General features: G+C 59.4%; 16 protein-coding genes. 11 read left to right on the top strand and 5 right to left on the bottom strand.

Annotated elements, in window-relative coordinates; translation table 11 throughout:
* Positions 1-3: 3 nt before the first annotated feature.
* Positions 4-684 (bottom strand): TetR/AcrR family transcriptional regulator, encoded by a 681-nt coding sequence (locus tag GY725_22745; protein ID MCP4007008.1) that lies wholly within the window; start codon positions 682-684, stop codon positions 4-6.
* 129 nt (positions 685-813) lie between these two features.
* Between GY725_22745 and GY725_22750 the strand changes: the two genes are divergently transcribed.
* From GY725_22750 to GY725_22765, 4 genes are all read left to right on the top strand, one after another.
* Positions 814-984, top strand: coding sequence for a hypothetical protein (locus tag GY725_22750; GenBank protein MCP4007009.1), 171 nt, complete (start codon positions 814-816; stop codon positions 982-984).
* A gap of 176 nt (positions 985-1,160) precedes the next feature.
* Positions 1,161-1,925, top strand: coding sequence for an NAD-dependent deacylase (locus tag GY725_22755; protein ID MCP4007010.1), 765 nt, complete (start codon positions 1,161-1,163; stop codon positions 1,923-1,925).
* Between the two features lie 49 nt (positions 1,926-1,974).
* Positions 1,975-4,239 (top strand): DUF3604 domain-containing protein, encoded by a 2,265-nt coding sequence (locus GY725_22760; GenBank protein ID MCP4007011.1) that lies wholly within the window; start codon positions 1,975-1,977, stop codon positions 4,237-4,239.
* 2 nt (positions 4,240-4,241) lie between these two features.
* The gene (locus GY725_22765; protein MCP4007012.1) at positions 4,242-4,985 is read left to right on the top strand and encodes an SDR family NAD(P)-dependent oxidoreductase; all 744 of its coding nucleotides are present in this window, start codon (positions 4,242-4,244) and stop codon (positions 4,983-4,985) included.
* On the opposite strand, the gene GY725_22770 is transcribed toward GY725_22765, so the two are convergent.
* On the bottom strand, positions 4,982-5,917 hold the full coding sequence (locus GY725_22770) for a serine hydrolase (GenBank protein MCP4007013.1): 936 nt from the start codon (positions 5,915-5,917) through the stop codon (positions 4,982-4,984). The genes GY725_22765 and GY725_22770 overlap by 4 nt on opposite strands.
* 238 nt (positions 5,918-6,155) lie before the next feature.
* Here GY725_22770 and GY725_22775 point away from each other — a divergent pair, with 238 nt between their 5' ends.
* Together GY725_22775 and GY725_22780 are read left to right on the top strand one after the other, a co-directional pair.
* Positions 6,156-6,944: a hypothetical protein gene (locus tag GY725_22775; protein ID MCP4007014.1), complete on the top strand. Its 789-nt coding sequence runs from the start codon at positions 6,156-6,158 to the stop codon at positions 6,942-6,944.
* Entirely contained in the window at positions 6,945-9,185 is a 2,241-nt protein-coding gene (locus GY725_22780) for a response regulator (GenBank protein MCP4007015.1), read from the top strand.
* A 23-nt stretch (positions 9,186-9,208) separates the two neighbouring features.
* Here GY725_22780 and GY725_22785 read toward each other — a convergent pair whose 3' ends face one another.
* From GY725_22785 to GY725_22795, 3 genes are all read right to left on the bottom strand, one after another.
* The gene (locus tag GY725_22785; protein MCP4007016.1) at positions 9,209-10,912 is read right to left on the bottom strand and encodes a GHKL domain-containing protein; all 1,704 of its coding nucleotides are present in this window, start codon (positions 10,910-10,912) and stop codon (positions 9,209-9,211) included.
* 85 nt (positions 10,913-10,997) lie between these two features.
* Positions 10,998-11,993: a ChaN family lipoprotein gene (locus tag GY725_22790; GenBank protein ID MCP4007017.1), complete on the bottom strand. Its 996-nt coding sequence runs from the start codon at positions 11,991-11,993 to the stop codon at positions 10,998-11,000.
* A gap of 2 nt (positions 11,994-11,995) precedes the next feature.
* Positions 11,996-12,886, bottom strand: a complete 891-nt coding sequence (locus GY725_22795) for an alpha/beta hydrolase (GenBank protein MCP4007018.1) — start codon at positions 12,884-12,886, stop codon at positions 11,996-11,998.
* Between the two features lie 187 nt (positions 12,887-13,073).
* On the opposite strand from GY725_22795, the gene GY725_22800 reads away from it, so the two are divergent.
* Genes GY725_22800 through GY725_22820 form a run of 5 tightly spaced genes read left to right on the top strand, consistent with a single transcriptional unit; the run spans position 13,074 to position 18,365 of the window.
* Complete coding sequence (locus GY725_22800) at positions 13,074-13,571, top strand: Rrf2 family transcriptional regulator (protein ID MCP4007019.1); 498 nt, start codon at positions 13,074-13,076, stop codon at positions 13,569-13,571.
* The gene (gene sufB / locus GY725_22805; protein MCP4007020.1) at positions 13,568-15,016 is read left to right on the top strand and encodes a Fe-S cluster assembly protein SufB; all 1,449 of its coding nucleotides are present in this window, start codon (positions 13,568-13,570) and stop codon (positions 15,014-15,016) included. Before GY725_22800 ends, sufB begins: the two co-directional genes overlap by 4 nt.
* An 18-nt stretch (positions 15,017-15,034) precedes the next feature.
* The gene (sufC, locus tag GY725_22810; GenBank protein MCP4007021.1) at positions 15,035-15,799 is read left to right on the top strand and encodes a Fe-S cluster assembly ATPase SufC; all 765 of its coding nucleotides are present in this window, start codon (positions 15,035-15,037) and stop codon (positions 15,797-15,799) included.
* A complete protein-coding gene (gene sufD, locus GY725_22815; GenBank protein ID MCP4007022.1) occupies positions 15,796-17,118 on the top strand; it encodes a Fe-S cluster assembly protein SufD in 1,323 nt (440 codons plus the stop codon). The genes sufC and sufD overlap by 4 nt, the downstream gene beginning before the upstream one ends.
* Positions 17,115-18,365 (top strand): cysteine desulfurase, encoded by a 1,251-nt coding sequence (locus GY725_22820; GenBank protein MCP4007023.1) that lies wholly within the window; start codon positions 17,115-17,117, stop codon positions 18,363-18,365. The genes sufD and GY725_22820 overlap by 4 nt, the downstream gene beginning before the upstream one ends.
* Positions 18,366-18,414: the final 49 nt, after the last annotated feature.

Raw genomic sequence — 18,414 nt, forward strand, 5'->3', positions numbered from 1 at the left:
GAATCAGTCGCCGCCAGATTCAGGCTGACTGTGTCCGATGTGGTTTGCCAGGACGTGAACCAGCCAGCTGCGAAAACGCTCCGGCATCGCAGCGCGGTTTTCGGGATCGACGCTCCGATCGACGATCTCACCGACGACCGCATCTCCCAGTAGCGCAGTCGCCCCCAGGCGGACCACGAAATAGCTGTCCTCGAAGGTCGGCGCAGGCGAATCGTTCTCGGCAGCCCACTCGCTGCGGCGACGGTGCACGGCCTCGGTCACGTGGCGCAGCATGCTCTGTTCCACGGCCTCTGCTTGGTGCACATCGGCTTGCATGGCCCGCCAGGCCAGAAGACGCGCATGCCCTGTACTGCCGAACTCCGAAAAGATTCGCTCGCAGATCCCGAGCACCGACTCTTCGGACTCGGTGCTCTCGAGGGCCGAGAGCAGATCCCGGTCCAGGTCTGCGATGGCTCGCGCGGCCAGAGCCTGGGTCAACCCATCGCGACTGCCGAAGTGGTGAAGAATCGTGGGGTGGGAGATACCGGCGGCTTTCGCGATGTCCTGCAAGCGGACAGCCTCGGGTCCCCCCTCAGCCAGGCGCTCTTCCGCGGCGTCGAGGATGGCGGACTTGGCCTCTTCGGCGGTCCGGCGGCGCCTCGGGCCTGCGGAATCCGAGGTTCTTGTGCTCGTCTTGGGGCTCATTTTGAGATTGACATTTCTGTAGATACTATATACAAATCTGTCAGTAGGGTTTCGAAAGCCCGTACACCCTAGCAGGCCACCCGGCTTCCGGGTGAGCTGGTTCGGGGTGAGGCGGGCCGGGAAGACACGATGGCACAAGAGAATCGAGTCGAGTCCGTCTTCCAGTGCATGTTCGCCGAGGAACGCGTCCACTCGGCCCCCCCCCTGACCGTGCACGACGAAATCCAGCGGCTGTCTCGTATCCGTCTTCCCTTCAGATACGAGTCCGTCGATACGGCGCTGGCATCCGCGACTCCCTAAGTCGTCCCTGATTCCCTCCTGTCGAGGACTGCCAGCGCCGTGATATTCTCGTGAGGTAGCAACGCCATCCGCGGATCAGCGGGTGGCGTTGCTACCTCACGAGACGGAATTCGCGCGAATTTGGCGTCGCCCCCGGAAGACGACGTACTGTCGCGCACCGAACCTGAGCAGAGGCGATGAACCCCGAGCAGACACAGGCCGTGCAAGTCTTACGCGCTTGGATCGACGAAGCGCAGTCCGTCACGGTGTTGACCGGCGCGGGCATCTCGACCGATTCGGGCATTCCCGATTTCCGCGGCCCGCAAGGTCTTTGGACCAAGAATCCGCAAGCCGAAAAAATGGCCACGCTTTCGCACTATATGTCGGATCCCGAAGTGCGCGAACGCGCCTGGCAGAGCCGGATCCAGATGGTCGGAACCGAACGCCAGCCCAATTCCGGGCATTACGCCCTGGTCGAACTCGAGCGTCGCGGAAAGCTGAAGACACTCATCACGCAGAATGTCGACGGACTGCATCGGGCGGCTGGAAGCTCCCCGTCGATCTTGGTGGAGATTCACGGAACGGTTCGCGAGGTCACGTGCATGAGTTGCGGCGAACGCAGACCCATGCAATATGCGCTCGACCGGGTGCGCGAGGGCGAGAAGGACCCGCCTTGCAGCAACTGCGGAGGCATTCTGAAATCCGCCACGATCTCGTTCGGACAGGGATTGGTGCAAGAGGATCTGCTGCGCTCCGAAGAAGCCGCGAAGTCATGTGATCTGATCCTGGCAATAGGCACGACACTTGGCGTCTACCCGATCGCAGCCGTCGTGCCGATTGCAAAGAACTCGGGTGCTCGTGTGGTGATCGTGAACGGAGAAGCCACAGAGATGGATGAACTGGCCGATGCGCTGATCCGGGGTTCGATCGGCGAAGTTCTGCCGAGTATCTGTTCGGCTTGATCAGCTCCGAACTCCGGTATCCGCACCTCAACTCCCAAGAGGACTCTTGATGATCCGATCGCTAGTTCTCGTTGTACTGGGGTTGGTCCTGATCAGTGTGGGATTGCTGGTCGGAATCCGCGACGGCGCCTTTGGCGTTCATTCGAACGCACGACGAGCGACACAGATGCCAGTACCCGAAGAACGGGTCACAGAACGAACAGAGTTTCGTGCGGCAGTTTCGAACTCGATGCGCGGTGCCGAAGCCAACGGAGGCACACAAATCCTGTTTGGAGACCTGCACGTACACACGACGTTCTCAGCTGATGCCTTCCAGCTTGCCATGCCGATTGCAGGCGGAGAAGGAGCCAAACCCGCTGCCGATGCTTGCGACTTTGCGCGCTTTTGCTCGGGTCTGGATTTCTGGGCGATCTCCGATCACGCCGAACAGCTCACGCCACGACACTGGTCTGAGACGATTGATGCCGTGCGACAGTGCGATGCAATCGCAAGCGATCCCAACAATCCGGACCTGGTCTCGTTCCTGGGCTGGGAGTGGACCCAGATCGGAGAAACTCCCGAGACTCACTACGGTCACAAGAACATCATCCTGCGAGGACTGGAAGCCCGGGACATTCCCACTCGCCCGATCGGTGCGAGCGGACTTGCAGCCTCGTTCAGTCGCAATCGCAGTCCGCTGGCCAGCCGCGTCCTACCGTTGCTTTTAGACTGGCCGCACCGGCGCACCTACCTGGATCTGGCCCGCTATCAAGAGGATCTGCTCGCAATCGGCGACTGTGCCAGAGGCGTCGACGTACACGAACTACCGTCGGACTGCATGGAGGTCGCAGCCACTCCAGAGGAGTTGTTCGAAAAACTCGAACAGTGGGGAGTTGACGCACTGGTCATTCCCCACGGCACGACCTGGGGCGAGTACACACCTCTGGGGCTGGACTTCGCGGACAAACTCACTCCTGCACAACACAATTCGGCTCGCGAGAAGCTGATCGAGGTGTACTCCGGTCACGGAAACGCTGAAGAGTATCGCTCCTGGCGCCACACCGACCTGGACGATGAGGGACGCGCCAGCTGTCCCGAACCTACCGATAATTTCCTGCCCTGTTGCTGGCGCGCGGGAGAGTTGATCGCGGAGCGCTGCGGAGAGATTTCTCCCGAAGCCTGCGGTGCACGGGTTCACGCCGCACGCCGCAATTTCCTGAACGCCGGGATCGAGGGCATGAGGACGGTTTCCGGTGCGACGGCCGAAGAGTGGCTCGGCTGTGGGTCGGATCGAACCCTGTTCAACCCCGCCGGACAGTACAGACCCGGGGGATCGGTACAGTACTCCCTGGCGATCTCCGGCCAGAAACAAAATGCCGACCCACTGCGCTATCGCTGGGGTTTCATCGCTTCGAGCGACACCCATCGCGCGCGTCCGGGCAATGGATACAAAGATCGGATGCGGCGTAGATACGCCGATATCGCAGGTGCACCTGATGAGCGCTTCAGTGGCCTGATTCCCGGCACCCGTGGCGAGCGATCTGCCAAATCCATACCAGCCGAACAACTAGCCGATGTTCCGCTTTTCGCGCGACCCGAGTTCGAGCGCCAGAGTTCGTACTTTTTGACCGGTGGGCTCGCAGCCGTACACTCGAAAGGTCGTGACCGGAACTCGATCTGGCAGGCCCTTCAGACACGCGAGGTGTACGGAACCTCGGGACCGAAGATTCTGCTCTGGTTCGATCTGCTCAACGGCCCCGACGGTCGGAAACCGATGGGGTCAGACGTTGCAATGCTCGACGAACCGTGGTTTCGCGTGCGCGCGGCGGGTGCCCAGAAACAGAAACCCGGCTGCCCGGAACACGCAGAGCGCGCTCTTACGAGCGCTCGACTCGAACAGATCTGCCGAGGCGAGTGCGACAACCCCGGAGATGATCGATACGTAATCACACGGATCGAGATCGTACGCATACGTCCGCAACTCGAAGCGAGCGAAGCGATCCCACCACTGATCGAAGACCCCTGGTTGAAGCTCGCGTGCGACGGCGACAGTGAAGGCTGCGTGGTCGACTTTCGCGATCCCGAGTACATAAGTGGGAAGCGCGAGTTCATCTACTACGCACGTGCGATCCAGGAACCCAGCGCTGCGGTCAACGCTGCCGGAGAGCGCTGCGAGTACGACGAAGACGGCCGCTGCTTGCAGGTAAGTCCGTGTTACGGTGACTACCGGACGGATTTCGACGATGACTGCCTGGCCCCCAATGAAGAACGCGCATGGTCATCGCCGATCTACCTACGACCCGTTCGCGGCCCTGTTTCAAATGGAGAAATCTGATCATGGCAATTTCGGATCCGACAAGTTCGGCCATCGTGGTAGGCGTGGGACCAGAGTCCGGCCTCGGCGGTGCACTCTGCCGCCGCCTGGGGCGCGAAGGTCTACACGTATTCGTAGCCGGTCGAACGCCCGAGAACATTGAACGCGTGGCGGATTCGATCCGCAAAGACGGAGGCTCGGCAACTCCCGTGGTGACCGATGCTACCGTGGAAGAGGACGTGATTCGGCTCTTCGACGTGGCACAGGCTCAGGGTCCAGTTCTCGAACTCGTGATCTACAACGCGGGCAACAACGCCTGGGGTAGCTTTGTCGAGATGGAAGCGGAGTTCTTCGAGAACATGTGGCGGGTCGGATGCTTCGGTGGATTCCTGGTGGGTCGCGAGGCCGCGAGACGCCTGGCTCCACTGAAGAAGGGATCCGTGCTTTTCATGGGCGCGACCGCATCGCTGCGCGGCAGGCCCCCATTTACAGCCTTTGCCTCGGCAAAGGCAGGCCTGCGGGCGATTACCCAGGCCATGGCGCGCGAATTCGGCCCCCAGGGAATCCATGTTGCGCACGTCGTGATCGACGGCGCCGTCGACGGTGACAAGATCAACCGGAACCTTCCGGACTACGCGAAATCCAAGGGCGAGGACGGCATGCTCAATATCGAAGCCGTCTCCGACACATTCTGGATGCTGCACAAGCAACATCGCAGCGCGTGGACCCTCGAACTCGACCTGCGTCCGTTCAAAGAGACGTTCTAGTCCGTCGGTTCACCGACTGGGAAGCAGTCCAGGATTTCGCGCATATACAAGTAGTTTCCACCGGCCTGGTCGGGCTCGGTTGCACCGTGGCGCACAACGATCACATCTCGCTCCGGTGAAAGCACGATGTACTGGCCGCGGTATCCGTTAGCGCTGAAAGTGCCGGTACCGTCGGTCGCAAGCCACCAATGCGCGCCGTACTCGCCCAGTTCGTTGGTCGGAGTCGGTGTGCGAGCATAGTCGACCCATCCTTCAGGAAGAAGTCGCTCACCTTCCCATATCCCATTGCGCAGGTAGAGGAGTCCGAACCGCGCAAAGTCCTCTGCACGCGCGAAAACGAAAGAGGACGCGACCCAGTTTCCGGCGTCGTCAAAGCGAGGATCCGCACTGCTCATGCCAATCCGGTCGAAAAGCCGGGAGTGCAGAAACCCGCGATACGCACTCGGGTCTCCACCGATCAGTCGACCGAGCAATGCCGCCAGAATATTCGTCGTTCCACTCGAGTACGGCCAGAAACTGCCGGGTGAATGCTCGAGGCTCTTGCTCTCAGCGTAGGCGGCTGCATCTGGCTTTCCGCTTCCGAATAGCATCTCGATTGCGTCCGAAGTCTCGGCGTCGACGTAGTCTTCATTGAAACCCAGCCCACTGCTCATGCGAAGCAGCTGATCCACTGTGATTTGCCTACGTGGATCACTCTCATCCTGCCAGCCTGGCACCGCGGCAGGTGCCTGAACATCGAGCTTGCCGTCCCGAACCATCATGCCGAGGCAGGCGTGGAGCATGCTCTTGGCCATGCTCCAGGAGTAGAACGTCTCGTCGGCGTTCTTCCCCACTGCGTAGCGTTCGGCAACGAGTCGGCCGCGGTGGATGACCACTGTCGCGTGTGTCTCGCCTGTCGCCTGGACGTGTGGCGTGGCGAACACGCGCGCCATCGTTCGCTCGAGTCGCTCGACGTCGACGTCTGGCCCCGGAGCCTCTCGAATCCACTGCTTCGTGGGCCACGGAACGCCGTCCGATTGGGGTGGAAGGGAAATCACTATACGGCCATGGTAGCCCATGCTTGGTCGAAGCGGGCCGGGAGTCCTCGATCTTGGATTTGGAACTCTATGACCGTCGCACTGCTAAAGGGAGGGAAGCGCGGAGTCGAAGCGCCAAGAGAAGGGTACCGCTATGTCTCCGACCCGTGTCCTAATCCTGATCGTCTTTCCCGCCATCGCGGGGCTCTGGATTCACTTCAGCGTGAACCGGGTCCCAGAGGAAACATGGGTCGAAGGAAGTTGCAAGCTCGACCTCGATGACATGAGCGAAACACCACCCGTCGGCGCTTCAAACCAGTGGGGGCAACACACGCCCAGGCGCGTCAGCGAGGCCTATCCCGCCGAAACGACACTACGACGCTCCCTGCCCGGTAACTCATTTCTGGATTCCCATTCCAGCCTGATCGGCAGCGTGGAGATCGGCGAGCGAGTCTTCGTGGCTCCGTTTGCGTCGATTCGCGCGGGCCATGAGTTTCCGGTGCGCATCGGCGACCGTTCAAACGTGCAGGATGGAGCCGTCGTCCATGCACTGGGTGCATCCGCAGAAAAAGGCTACGAGATCGACGGACGAACCTTCGCAGTGTACCTGGGCAACCGAGTCTCGGTATCTGCTCAGGCAATGATTCACGGGCCAGCCTGGATCGAAGACGACGTATTCATCGGCATGCAGTCACTCGTCTCTCACTCGCGAATCGGAGTGGGTAGTGTCATCGAACCTGCTGCGAGAGTCATCGGTGTCGAAATTCCGCCCGGCCGCTACGTCTCGGCCGGTTCACTCGTAAGCACTCAGGAGATGGCCAATAGCCTGCCGCGGATCACCTTTTCGTACGACCTTCACGGGATCAATCGAGAGGTCGTGAGCCTGAATACTCAACTAGCGGAGAGCGGTGGAACTGACGCCGCAGCGGCCCGGAAGCACTAGTTGAGCGAACCCGACACCGAACTGAATCGACGGATCCTGATCGTCGACGACAACGAGTCGATCCATCGTGACTATCGTCGGGTCCTGGAAACAGACGACTCGAGTCACGAGATCGAAGAGATGGAAGCGGAACTCTTCGGAGAGCCGAGCAAGCCCAGCTTCCACATGCGGAGTTTTGAACTCGACTCCGCCTACCAGGGCCAGCAGGCCATCGAGATGGTCAGTCAGTCGTTGCTCAACGCCAATCCCTACGCACTCGCGTTCGTAGACATGCGCATGCCCCCTGGGCTCGACGGTCTGCAGACGATCAGCGCCCTCTGGGAAATTGATCCGGAGATCCTGATCGTCATCTGCACTGCGTACTCCGACTACGAGTGGTCCGAGATGCGCGAAGTGCTGGGCGGAACCGACAAAGTCCTGATCCTGAAGAAGCCGTTCGACAACGTCGAGGTATTGCAACTCGCATCCACTCTGGCTGAAAAGTGGAAACTCGCACGCCAGGCCAACCTCAACACCGCGGAACTCGAATCAAAAGTCCAGATCCGGACGCGCGAGATCGAACGCACCCGGGATGATCTGATCGAGGCAAACCGGGAACTGGAAGAGGCAAGATCAGAGGCGGAAAACGCCAACCGAGCGAAGAGCGAGTTCCTTGCGAATATGAGCCATGAGATTCGTACACCAATGAATGGTGTATTGGGCATGGTTTCGTTGCTTCGCGATACGACACTGACCCGCTCCCAGTGCGACTACGTCGAGACGCTGACTCATTCGGCCGACTCGCTCCTCACTCTGATCAACGACATCCTCGACTTCTCCAAGATCGAGGCAGGCAAGCTCCGATTTGAGCCGATCCCCTTCGACCTGCGCGCTTCCGTCGAAGAGGTTGCGGATCTGATGTGCCCAAAGGCGGTCGAGAACGGCATAGAACTGATCGTGCGCTACGCCCCGGACATGCCCCGCGACCTGATCGGTGATCCTGCACGGATTCGACAGATCGTTACGAATCTGGTCAGCAACGCGATCAAGTTCACACACTCCGGTCACGTCCTGATCGATGTATCTCCCATTTCCCAGGAAAGCGATCACGTCACCTTCAGGCTGAAGATCGAGGATACAGGGATAGGAATCGGCGAAGAGAACTTGGGGCGGATCTTCGAGGAGTTCACACAGGCCGAGGCATCGACGACACGCCGCTACGGTGGAACTGGATTGGGCCTGGCGATTGTGAGCAGGCTCATCGGACTGATGGGCGGGTCGGTGCACGTGGAGAGCACGAGCGGCCAGGGTTCGTGTTTTTGGATCGAGCTCACACTTCGTCTCTCGGATTCAAAGCGAGGGACACTGCCCTCTTCCGCGCTTCAAGGTCTCCGAGCTCTCATCGTCGACCAGTATCAGGTCAACCGACAGGTCATCAGCGAACAACTGCGCGCAATGGGACTTGAAGCAGAGGTGGCAAACTCGGGTGAACGGGCCCTGGAGATGCTCGAGCAGGCTCAATTGAACGAGATGCCGTTCCAGATCGCCTTGATCGATCACGTACTTCCCGCGATGAACGGCGAGATGCTCGCGCAGCACATAAAGAACAACGCGAGCTTCGAAGATCTGGTGCTCGTCCTCTTTGCATCCGCAGGCAGAACCGGGGATGCTCAACGCATGAAGGAGGCGGGCTTCGCAGCATATCTGACGAAACCGTTGGGACAACTACACCTCGAGCCGGTCCTGGAGATTGTCTGGGGCGCAAAACAACAAGGCATTGAAATCGACCTTGTCACTCGACACACCGTGGCAGAAACCACTGGCGGACGCATGGTCTCGACTCCCTCCAAGCGCAAGCCCGGCACACATCGCATCCTATTGGTCGAAGACAGCGTCGTGAATCAGAAAGTTGCGGTACATTTGCTGAAGAAGGCGGGCTGTAGTATCGAGATCGCGGCCAACGGACGCGAAGCTGTCGAGATGGCACAGGCCAATAGCTACGACCTGGTGTTCATGGACTGTCAGATGCCTGAGATGGACGGTTACGAGGCAACTCGATGCATCCGCGAAACAGAGAGCGGTCCCGAGCACCTTCCGATTGTCGCCATGACTGCAAATGCGATGGCCGGTGACAAACAGAAGTGCCTCGATGCCGGGATGGACGGATATCTTTCAAAGCCGATCACACAGGGATCCGTCAGTGCCGAAATCGAACGATGGACATCCGCTCCAGCATCGAAGTCCGATCCAACAGCGGACTGAACACCGGGTGAATCCGGAATGGGCTAGTCGGACTCGGGCGAGCTTCCCTGGTCTGGGCCGCGAAATGGCAACTCCAGGGTGAAGATCGCTCCCGTGCCCGGACCGTCGCTCTCGGCGTTCAGCGATCCACCCAGCTGTTTTGCTGCCAGAGCGCCGCTGTGCAAGCCGAAACCGTGCCCCTCGACTCTCGTCGTGTATCCGTACTGGAAGATGCGCGTGAGTTTGTCAGGTTCCAGGCCCCCACCGTTGTCGATCACCTGCCAGCTGGCGGTCTCGTCGTCCTTCTGACGGATCCGGATCGTAATGGATCGATTGCCCTGTCTGTTTCCTTTGGTTGCATTCACCGCGTTGCTGAGCAGGTTTACCAGGATCTGGATTGCCTGATGCTTGTCGGTCTCGACCTCCCGAACTTCCTCGTACTCGCGGAAGATCGCCATCCTGTGCCGGTCCAGGCTGGGCTGAATGATCGCAATGGAGCTCTCTGCGATCTTTGAAACGGCGATGGTTTCGATGAGCCCCACGCTCTTCGCATGGCTCTGCTGCATGCTCACGATCGTCTTGATGTGCTCCAGACCTTCGAGCATCGCCGAGAGTTCCGTTAGCGCTTCCTTTCTTTCGATGCCGAGCTGCTCGCCGAGTTGAGTCAGGTATTTCGGCAGCTTCTTGCCGCGCGGATCTTCATCGAGGAAACCGGTGAGATCTCCCTCGCGGTCTCGCAGCAATTCACTCGCTTTCTGCAAGCCCTCCACGCGGGGACTGTTCAGCTTTTCGTGAATCAGCGTGGCCGAGACATTGATACTGTTGAGGACATTTCCGACGTTGTGCAGAACGCCGGTTGCCACCTCCGCCTGACCGGCCTCGCGCGCCGCCTCCATCAACTGAGTCGTCAGGACTTGGCGTTCTTCTTCGACCTTTTCCCGTTCGCTGATCTCCGACATCAAGTCATGGTTGATGCGAGTGAGTTCGCCGGTGCGCTGCTCGACTTCTTCTTCCAGGCCTTCGCTGTGCTTCTTCAGTTCATGATCCCGGGCTTCGATTTCGTGCAGCATCTCGTTGAATCCGGAAACGAGGCGGTTGAGTTCAACTCCGTTCTCCGTTGTTGCCCGGACCGAATAGTCCCTTGCCGCAGAGACGTTTCGCATCATATCGACCAGTCGCAGAATCGGAGCCGAGATGACCGTCTGAAACGATCTCGACAAGACCAGAGCGACCAGCAGAGAACCGAGCATCGCCAATCCGACAATCGTCACGTTGATGACGAGGCTCATCCAGAACTCGTCCAGCCGGGAGTAGAGCATGACGGTTCCTACCCGTTCATTGGCCTGGTAGATACCTTCGATCACCTCGAGCCCCTGCATCGTCCAGTGGTGCCCCTCTCGACCGACCACATCAAAACGGTGCCCGTGAGCCAGTGATGGTCTGCGGCTGAACTCCGAGAACGCGTGCTCCTCCGCATCGAATAGATGCGCGCACATGACGCTGTCGTCCGCGATGACGGATTCCAGAGTCTCGGAGGCAGACTCCGGATCCTGAAAGAGCAGAGCGGAAGCCACGTTGTTTCCGACGATCCGCGCAAGAACTTCCAACTGCGCAGTCTTCTCATCGCGAAGTCGTGCAAAGTCGCGCATGACGAATACGCTCGACGCAAGAAGCAGCGAAACTGCACTCGTCACCATTGTGATGAAGATCAGTTTGTTGCGAAGCGAAGTTGTCTGTAGCCAGCCCATGGTGTTGTTTCGAAAGCTCCCGCGGCTAAGAATTCAATCGGACGTTCTCCGACCGAGACTGAGCACGGAAGCCGCGTTAGGCCAACTACTTGCCGAGACGCTTCAATTGGTCGCGATAGCGTTCGCAGGGGTCCTCATTGTCGGTTCGTGGCGTAAACCAGAGGAGATCGAATTCGGGACGCTCGGAGACCTCGAGATACTCGCCCGCAGTCAAGCGCTCGTCATCGACCTCGAGCAGTCCGATGGCGAGCACGGAACGTTGTGGCGCTCGGCGACGCAGAAAGGCGGGGACTGCGGCCCGCAAGACATGTCCCGCGCCGGCGATCAAGACTGCGCCGGTATCGGTCCCGGTCTCGAGCAACGAATCGGCCAGATACGCATCGCGAGTGCGCTGCATGGCAATCATTCGATCAATGGTGCTTTCTTTGGCCATGCCGCAATGCGACTCCCGGATCGCAGCGGCAAAGAGCTCGCGCGGCGCAGATTCGAGTTCTTCATCGAGCCCGAGGCGCAAGAGTTCCTGTCTGTCCAGAAAGTCGAGCCCCTTCGTACGCATCTCGCGCAGAGTCGCGCGCGGCGGGTCTCCAGGTTCGACTGGCAATCGATCCGCGAGGGCCGTCGCAAACACCGGACGATACAGATTCCAGGACGGCCAGCCGCTCGCAGCCCACCCCACCGCTTCTGCAAATGCGTCGACATCCGTTTCGTGTTCGCGGCGGTGCTGGTACACGACGTCGCGTTTGTCGAGTGCGAGCATCTCGAACACGACCGCAGGCCGGCGGTCGACCTCCTTTACACGATCGATCAACCAGGCCTGAATCCGGTGGTGGTCGGCGTTGTCGTGCTTTTCGCCGATTAGCAGGTAGTCGCTCGCCTGAGCCCGAAACCCGATCTGGTCGTATCCAATGAATTTGCCACTTCGCGGATCCCATACGCGGCCCACGAGCGGATGATCGAGCAGAACCTGACTTTGCCACTGATGCCAGGGAGAGTCACTCTGCTCGGGGGTGGGTGGATGATGCACTCCTCCCGCACAACCGAGCAACAGGACCGCCAGCCAGATGAACCTGCGCTGAAACAAGATCAGGCGAGGCGCTTGTTGAGAAACTCGCCAATCTGTTCGATCGCTTGATTGGCTTCGGGAAGCGCGGGCGCAAATGCCTGGAATACGTGAATCAACTCCTGCCACACGTCCAGAGTCACATCGACGCCTTCCCGCTTCGCCCGCTCGGCCAGGCGAATTGAATCATCGAGCAGAGTTTCGGCGGTTCCCACCTGGATCAGAAGCGGCGGAAGACTGCCGAGGTTTGCATACAAGGGGGCTGCGAGTGGTGTCCGCGCATCGGCTCCGCCTAGATACATCTCCGCCATCGAGAGCAACCCGTCGCGGGCAACCATCGGATCTTCGTCCGCGCGGGTCGTCATGGACTCTCCCAGGCCCTCGAGATCGACCCACGGCGACAAACATACGGCCGCTGCGGGAAGTGCATCTCCCGCATCGCGCAGCGCGACCAGGGTCGCCACCGTCAGACCGCCACCGGCGGAATCTCCGGCAATCGCGAGTTTCTCGGCTTCGAAACCCTGAGCCAGCAGCCAGCGATAAGCGGCCGTTCCATCTTCGACCGCTGCTGGAAACGGGTTCTCTGGAGCCAGGCGATAGTCGATCAACAAACAGCGGGCATTGGCGTCTGCGGAAATGCGCGCCGCCAGACCGCGGTGGGTATTGATCGACCCGATCACGTAGCCACCTCCGTGCAGGTAGAGCACGGTGCGCTTCGAATCGACATCGGGAGCCGCAACCCACTCGGCTGGAATTCCCTCGAGGGAAAAGGCTTCGGCCAGCGTTCCCTCCGGCAACGGTGTGAGCGCGGTCATGGCCTCCATCCCGGCCCTCATGTCAGCGACCGACGCATCCGACAGTGGATTGTTCGCCCGAAGCATCTGGACGAGGTTGTTCAGTTCGGTACTGGCCATGGCTCTCCCCCCTGGTTTCAGGCAGCTTATCACCCGGCTACCGGGCTTTTCCGGGCCGCTCGGAGACCTTCTTCCCGCTCTCCTTGGAATCGAATTTTCGTTTTTATTTCATATACTTACGAGATCGCTCCAGCTGACTTCCTTACAATCTTGACTTGTACGTATAGTTTATTACGCTGCTCGGACGATGCAGCTTTCAGCACAAGAAGAGTACGGGCTCCGCTGCCTGGTCCAGGTCGCCCGACAGGGCGATGGTGATCCGCTTTCGATCCACACGATCTCCGAGTGCGAGGGCCTGAGCCCGGAGTACGGAGCGAAGTTGATGAGGGCCCTGCGCCAGGCTTCCCTGGTCGTCAGCATTCGCGGCGCCGCGGGTGGCTACCTTCTCGCCCGGCCCCCCGAAGCCATCGACGTCTGGCAGGTGATCCAGGCTCTCGGCGGTTCGTTTTTTCCCGATGGTTTCTGCGACACACATCCGGGACAACTGCGCGACTGCGTCCATTCCCTGGACTGCTCGATCCGCGGACTCTGGCACAAGGTAGAGATTGCCGTACGTGAGGTTCTCGAACAGGTGACGCTCGCTGATCTGCTGCGCAACGAGAACTCGCTGCTGACGCTGCTCGAACCCCCGGCGATTGACGGAGATTCGCAGCCCGCGGGCGGGAACGAAAAGGATCCCAGATGAGCAGCTCACGCGACCTGGAAGCGCTCACCAATCGCGAGTACGAACACGGTTTCGTTACGGATATCGATTCGGAAAAACTCCCACCGGGCCTCGACGAAGACGTCATCCGCGAGATTTCGGCCAAGAAGGAGGAACCCGAGTGGTTGCTCGATTGGCGATTGAAGGCTTTTCGGCGCTGGCTGCAGCTGCGCGAAGAAGACGCACGCTGGGCTAATGTCAGTTTTCCTCCCATCGACTACCAGGCCATCAGCTACTACTCCGCACCCAAACCGAAGAAGCAGCTCGAAAGCATGGATGAGGTCGATCCCGAGCTGCGCGCAACTTTCGAGAAGCTGGGCATTCCGCTACACGAACAGAAGGTGCTCTCAGGTGTCGCCGTCGATGCCGTGTTCGACAGTGTGTCGGTCGCAACCACCTTCAAGAAGCGGCTGGGCGAGCTCGGAATCGTGTTCTGCCCGTTTTCTGAAGCGGTCAAGGAACATCCAGAACTCATTCGGAAGTACCTTGGCTCGGTCGTTCCCTATTCAGACAATTTTTTCGCGACACTGAACTCCGCGGTCTTTACGGACGGTTCTTTCGTGTACATCCCCGAGGGTGTCCGATGTCCGATGGAACTATCGACGTACTTTCGGATCAACGAGGCAAACACCGGGCAATTCGAGCGAACTCTGATCGTGGCCGACCGCGGCTCGTACGTGAGTTACCTGGAAGGCTGTACCGCCCCGATGCGCGATGAGAATCAATTGCACGCAGCTGTGGTAGAACTCGTCGCGCTGGACGATGCGCAGATCAAATACTCCACGGTCCAGAACTGGTACCCCGGCGACAAGAACGGCAAAGGCGGTATCTACAACTTCGTGACCAAGCGGGGAGCGTGCAGAGGTCGCAACTCGAAGATCTCCTGGACCCAGGTCGAGACGGGATCCGCGATCACCTGGAAATACCCGAGCTGCCTTCTGCAGGGCGACAATAGTGTCGGCGAGTTCTACTCGGTGGCCGTCACTAACAACTGCCAACAGGCCGATACGGGCACGAAGATGATCCACCTGGGCAAGAACACCAGTAGCACCATCATCTCCAAGGGAATCTCGGCCGGACGCGGGCAACAGACGTACCGAGGCCTGGTGAAGGTTCACCAGAAGGCGAAGAACGCCCGCAACTTTACTCAGTGCGACTCGCTTCTGATCGGTAGCCGCTGTGGAGCCCACACCTTTCCCTATATCGACGTACACAACGCATCGTCGACCGTAGAACACGAAGCAACGACATCGAAGATCAGCGAAGACCAGCTCTTTTACTGTCGTCAGCGCGGCATCGACACCGAAGGTGCGATTTCGATGCTGGTCAACGGATTCTGTAAAGAGGTGTTTCGCGAACTGCCCATGGAGTTCGCAGTCGAAGCATCGAAGTTGCTCGAAGTCACTCTCGAAGGCGCGGTTGGCTAGGAGACAGAGAACATGGCACTGCTCGAAATCCGCGACTTGCACGCCAGCGTCGAAGACAAACCGATTCTCAAAGGGATCGATCTAGACGTCGAGGCGGGTAAGATCCACGCCATCATGGGCCCAAACGGCTCCGGCAAGAGCACTCTGGCAAATGTGCTGGCGGGCCGAGATGGTTACGAAGTCACCCGTGGCTCCGTGCTCTTCAAGGGCAAAAGCCTGCTTGACCTGGAACCAGAGGAGCGAGCACGCGAGGGGGTATTCCTGGCCTTTCAATACCCGGTAGAGATTCCTGGCGTGACGAATTCCTACTTCATGAAGGCGACGCTCAACGCGATCCGAAAACACCGCGGCGAACCCGAACTTGACGCGATGGATTTCCTGACGCTGGTCAAGGGCAAGATGAAAGTGCTCGAAATGGACGAAGCGTTCCTGCACCGTTCCGTGAACGAGGGTTTCTCGGGTGGAGAAAAGAAGCGCAACGAAGTTCTGCAGATGGCGCTGCTCGAGCCCGCACTCGGGGTGCTGGATGAGACCGACTCGGGGCTCGATATCGACGCACTGCGAATCGTATCCACGGGCGTGAACGCTCTGCGCTCACCGGATCGCGGATTCCTCGTGATCACCCACTACCAGCGTCTGCTCGACCACCTGGTTCCCGATTACACACATGTACTGATGGACGGCCGCATCGTAAAATCCGGCGATCGCAGCCTGGCTCTGGAGCTCGAGAAGAAAGGCTATAGCTGGATCGAAGAGGAAGTCGCAGCGGGCACGGCTTCATGACGCAGGGCAAGGCATACGCAAGCCTTCTTCAGTTGTTTGAGGAGCGCAAGAAGGTCAACTCCCGAGGACCCGCCTGGCTGGAACAGTTGCGAGCCGAGGCGCGCAGTGCATTCGAGGAGTCTGGCCTGCCGACACCTCAGAGCGAAGATTGGCGGTTTACAGATCTGGCGAAACTCTCGGACCTGGAGCTGCACCCGGCGGAAGAAGCCCCGGTTCTGGCATCGGAATGGGTGGAGTCCACACGCAAGGCCGCGGGCCCCGAACACCGAGTCGTATTCGCCCAGGACGTCTTTCAAGCCGAACTCTCGAGGCTGGGAAATCTACCCGCCGGGGTCCGCGTAGCCTCACTCGCGAAAATACTTCGCGAAGAACCGGAACGACTCAAGGGCAGGCTGGGAACTCTGGCCGACTTGAAACGCACGCCGCTGAGCGCACTGAATACGGCGCTTTTCCGCGACGGCGTATTGATCGAGATTGCCGACGACGTGTCCGTCAGCGAAGCCATCCATCTGGTTTTCGTGCAGACCGGCGGCGATCGGCACCTGGCGATCCACCCGCGAGTTCTCGTGGTTGCGGGCGGTGGCTCACGCGCCACGGTCGTCGAACACTTCATCGGGGAGACACCGCACAACGGATTGACGAACCCGTTGACGGAACTCCTCGTGGGAGAGAACGCGCACATCGACCATGTTGCATTGCAGGAGCGGCGCACCGGAAGCTTCCACCTTGCGAATCTTTTCGCGAAGCAACAGGCGGGTAGCCGATTCGCCTCTCATTCGATAGCGATGGGAGAAGGCCTGTCGAGGCTGGAAATTCGCACTTCGCTCGAAGGCGAAGGTGCGCATGCACAACTCAATGGCTTGTACATGGCCCGGGATCGACAGCTCGTCGACCACCACACGACGATCGACCACGCCACACCACACACGACCAGTAGTGAGTTGTACAAAGGCATTCTGGACGGTCGCGGGCGCGGTGTATTTCACGGACGCATTCACGTTCGACCAGATGCGCAAAAAGCCGACGCAGCCCAGACGAACAGGGCCCTGCTACTTTCGGACTCGGCGTCCCTCAACACCAAGCCCCAACTCGAGATCTACGCCGACGACGTGAAATGCAGTCACGGAGCGAGTATCGGAGAACTCGATCCCGATCAGCTTTTCTACATGCGCTCACGCGGCATGAGTCTCGAAGATGCTCGGTCAGCTCTGACTTTCGCGTTCGCCAGTGACGTGATCAATGCGCTTCCACTCGAAGCACTGCGCAACTACCTGAAGTACTCCGTGCTCAAATGGCTGCCCCGGGGGACGCACGCATGAGCCGAACGAAGGACCTGCGAGTTCCCTCAAAGCTCGACGTGGAAGCCGTGCGAAGGGATTTCCCTATTCTGGGCCGCGAAGTTCACGGGAAACCACTGGTCTACCTGGACAGTGCTGCATCCAGCCAGAAGCCGAACCAGGTGATCGACGCGATCAGTGATTACTATCGCAACTCGCATTCCAATGTGCACCGCGGTGTGCATGCTCTCGCCGAGGAAGCGACAAACGCGTACGAACTGGCCCGCACCAAGGTTCAGCGGTTTCTGCGGGCTGAGTCTGAGCGCGAAGTGGTTTTCGTACGAGGAACCACCGAAGCCCTGAATCTAGTCGCACAGGCGTATGCAAGACCGATGCTCACAGCCGGAGATGAAGTCCTGCTCACCGAGATGGAGCATCACTCCAATATCGTCCCCTGGCAGATCGTATGTGAGCAAACCGGCGCAAAGCTGATCGTGGCACCGATAGATGATCGTGGACAGCTGATCATCGAGGAATTCGAACGCCTTCTGAACTCACGTACGAAGATCGTGACACTGACGCATGTTTCGAATTCCCTGGGGACCGTGAATCCGCTCACTGAACTCATCGCCCTGGCGAAGGAGCGCGGTGCAACCGTCATCATCGATGGCGCCCAGGCAGTTCCGCATCTTGCAGTGGACGTCCGAAAGCTCGGTTGCGACTTCTACGCATTCTCGGGACACAAGATGTACGGCCCTACCGGTATCGGGGTGCTCTGGGGACGACGAGAATTGCTCGACGGAATGGAGCCGTACCAAAGCGGTGGCCACATGATCGTGCAGGTGAGTTTCGAAGGCACCAGTTATGCAGCTTCTCCCAGTCGTTTTGAGGCAGGCACGCCCAATATCTCTGGAGCCGTCGGGCTGGGAGCAGCCATTGATTACCTCACGGACCTGGGTCTCGACGCGGTTGAAGCACACGAAAACGCGCTGCTTCAGTACGGGATTGAACGGCTCGAGACAATTCCGGAGATAAGGCTGATCGGACGGGCTGATCAGCACGCGGGAGTTCTCTCCTTCCTTGTAGGCGATATCCACGCACATGACGTCGGCACGATCGTCGATTCCGAAGGCGTTGCGGTTCGTGCTGGGCATCACTGTTCTCAGCCCGTCATGGACCATTTCAAGGTCGCCGCGACGTCTAGAGCCTCACTCGCGGTGCACAATGATCGAGATGATATCGACCGATTGGTCGACGCCATCCAGCGAGTCTTGGAGATCTTCGGCTGATGTCGGACCTGCGCGAACTCTATCAGGAGGTCATCCTCGATCACAGCCG

The sequence above is a fragment of the bacterium genome, assembly GCA_024226335.1.
Classification (GTDB): Bacteria; Myxococcota_A; UBA9160; order SZUA-336; family SZUA-336; genus JAAELY01.